Below are 2,810 nucleotides of genomic sequence, written 5' to 3' on the forward strand. Positions count from 1 at the left end.
TGTATGCCTGTAGAAATAATAGCTTGTTACCGGTTCGTTAGTTATCTTTTAAAAATTGAATTTTTGGAGCAAGTCAGGAGGCAAAGTCCTGCACGGTGACAAACGTGGAGCGTATAATAGGGGCGTTTTTCTTTTTCTTTACAGTGATGACATGCTGTGAGCCACTTTTGAATTATTTTGATGCTGTTCTCTCTATCCATGGATGAGTTACTTTTTTGTTCTTGTGGACATTGGTGCCAGAGATTTATCTCTGAGATCTCAATTATTTTGGGTAGAATACATGTGTGACCAGAAAATTGAGGTTTTGGTACGAGGGTTGCGGTATTTGGTGTCCAGGTTGGTGGTTTCTTTTTAGCAACATGTGAGATATTGATGTACGAGCCGACTAAGATCGATTTACTGGTCGTGGATGATAATGAGGATTTTCGTGGTACCGTTGTAAGAAGGTTTCACCGCCGCGGGTTGGCAGTTGAGGAAGCGAGTTGTGGACAGGCTGCCTTAGACCTCATTCAACAGCGTGAATTTGATGTAGCCATTCTCGATATGGTCATGCCAGATTTGACCGGTTTGGAAGTTCTTGAAAAGTTAAAAGAGACTCAACCGGAGTGCGAAGCGATCTTATTGACGGGGCAAGGTACGATCGAAACTGCAGTCGAGGCAATGAAACTTGGTGCATACGATTTTCTGACGAAACCGTTCCCTCTTGCTGAACTGGAAATTCTCATACAGAAAGCGTACGAACGAAGACAACTCAATAAAGAGAATCGTCAGCTCAAAGCACTTTTAAAACGATCAGAGCCAAAATGGGATATGATTGGACAATCATCCGCCATGCTGGATGTTTACCGATTGATTGAACGCGCGGGCCCTTCCGATAAGTTTTTGTTAATCCAGGGAGAAAGTGGCACAGGTAAAGAATTAGTCGCTCGGGCTTTGCATTCCAGCAGCTCCCGATCCGAAAAGCCGATGGTAGTAATTAACTGTGCCTCCATGTCGGATTCACTGATTGAAAGTGAACTGTTTGGGCATGAGAAGGGAGCTTTCACCGGCGCCGTTTCTGCCAAGTCGGGTCTATTTGAAGTAGCCGATGGTGGAACATTGATGATCGATGAAATAGGCGAGATGCCCGCGTCCATGCAGGTAAAATTATTACGCGTATTAGAGGATGGTTGGATGCGCCGGGTTGGCTCGGTACAGGAACGTCGAGTTAATGTTCGTCTGCTTTCGGCAACGAATCGTGACTTAAAGGAAGAGGTGGAAGCAGGACGATTTCGCGAAGATCTTTACTATCGGATTAACGTGATGACGATTGAACTTCCTCCTTTGAGAATCCGAACAGGAGACGTTGCCCTGTTGACTTCATCTTTTTTAGGTCCTGATTGGAGTATTGAAGAGTCAGCATTACCTGCTCTAGAGAGTTTCTCCTGGCCCGGGAATATACGTCAGTTGTCGCATGTGATTGACCGGGCAAAGATTCTTGCAGAAGATAATATCGTTCGGCTGTGTGACCTTCCTGCTGAGATTACCGAAAGCCTACGCTCTCATACTTCGTGTGAAACGCAGCAGTCTGAAGACTCTCATTATGACAGGTTGGATGATCTTGAACGAGAGAAGGTGCTGGAAGTCCTCAAACGGGAAAGGGGTAACAAAGCACGAGCCGCGAGGACTTTAGGAATTACTCGACGGAGTCTATACCGGTTAATTCAAAAATACGACCTAACGGATGCCATCGAAAAAATCCTCGGGCTCCATACCGATTAGAGCGAGTCAGTCTTTCCTCTGGCTATTCTGAACTCCTCTCAATTGAACATGGAAGGAACTACCGACCCCCAATTTTGACTCGGCCCAAATTTTACCACCTTGATGTTCGATGAGACTTTTTGCGAAATAAAGTCCCAGTCCCGAACCTTCATGTCCCTGGTGCATTTGTAATCTTCGAAAGGCCGTGAAGATTTGCTCAAGTTCCTCAGCAGGAATTCCGGGGCCGTTATCGGCAATGGTAATGATGAAATCACCTTCGCTGGATTCAGAGGAAATTCGAATTTGTCCTGGAACTTTATCAATGTATTTTTCTGCGTTGGAAATTAAATTATAAAAGGCTTCGCGTAACTGAATTTTGTTGCCTAGCACAACTGGCAGCGGTGAGGCAACATCGACTTTAAAGCTATTATCACTAATGGCCTGACTCATACGGCCAAGGACTTCAGAAATCACTTCGCCGATCGAAACCTCATCATTTGCGTCGTCGATTTGAGTTTTGATTGAGACGGAAAGTAATTCATCAATCAGGCCGCTCATCCGGAAAGCTGTTTGGCGCGCCTTGCCGATGAGTTCAGCTGCCTCTTCGGGCATTTGATCACCAAACTCATCGAGTGCTTCCTCACACAAATTTGCAACTGTCCCTAGCGGTGTTTTCAAATCATGAGAGGTTAACCGAGCGAATTGTTTGAGTTCGTCATTGGCTTTCCAAACCATGCTCAGTGCTCGCCTGAGATCAGTACTTAGCTGACCAAAGTAACTTTCGAGGGTGAGCCCGATATCGAGAAACATGGCTTTAATGACGGAAAGAAAGTGTTCGGAATAGTCTTCTTGCTCAAAATTACCAGCTTCAAACTGATGGAGCAGGTGTTCTATGAATTGAAAATGCGAGCCGAGGAAAAATAAAGGTTCAATTCCTCTTTCCGCATGCGTGCGGCCAACGCTTTTGCGACGTTCGATGAACTCTTTGTCCCAATTTGCATTAAGCAATGATTCCCAATGTAGTATTTGCAGCTCTTTAAGTTTCTGGACGACCTGTGGATCTTGCAGGA

The 2,810-nt window shown here is 45.2% G+C and carries 2 protein-coding genes; one reads left to right on the forward strand and one right to left on the reverse strand.

Translation table 11 applies throughout. The features are described from left to right. The first annotated feature begins 372 nt into the window (after positions 1-372). Entirely contained in the window at positions 373-1,761 is a 1,389-nt protein-coding gene (locus tag Q0668_RS05080) for a sigma-54 dependent transcriptional regulator (protein ID WP_298860777.1), read from the forward strand. Positions 1,762-1,767: 6 nt separating this feature from the next. Here Q0668_RS05080 and Q0668_RS05085 read toward each other — a convergent pair. Beyond that, positions 1,768-2,810 (reverse strand): ATP-binding protein (locus Q0668_RS05085; RefSeq protein ID WP_298860780.1); only part of this gene is annotated, 1,043 nt, incomplete at its 5' end.

This window comes from uncultured Gimesia sp. (genome assembly GCF_937910335.1).
In the GTDB taxonomy this organism is placed as follows: domain Bacteria; phylum Planctomycetota; class Planctomycetia; order Planctomycetales; family Planctomycetaceae; genus Gimesia.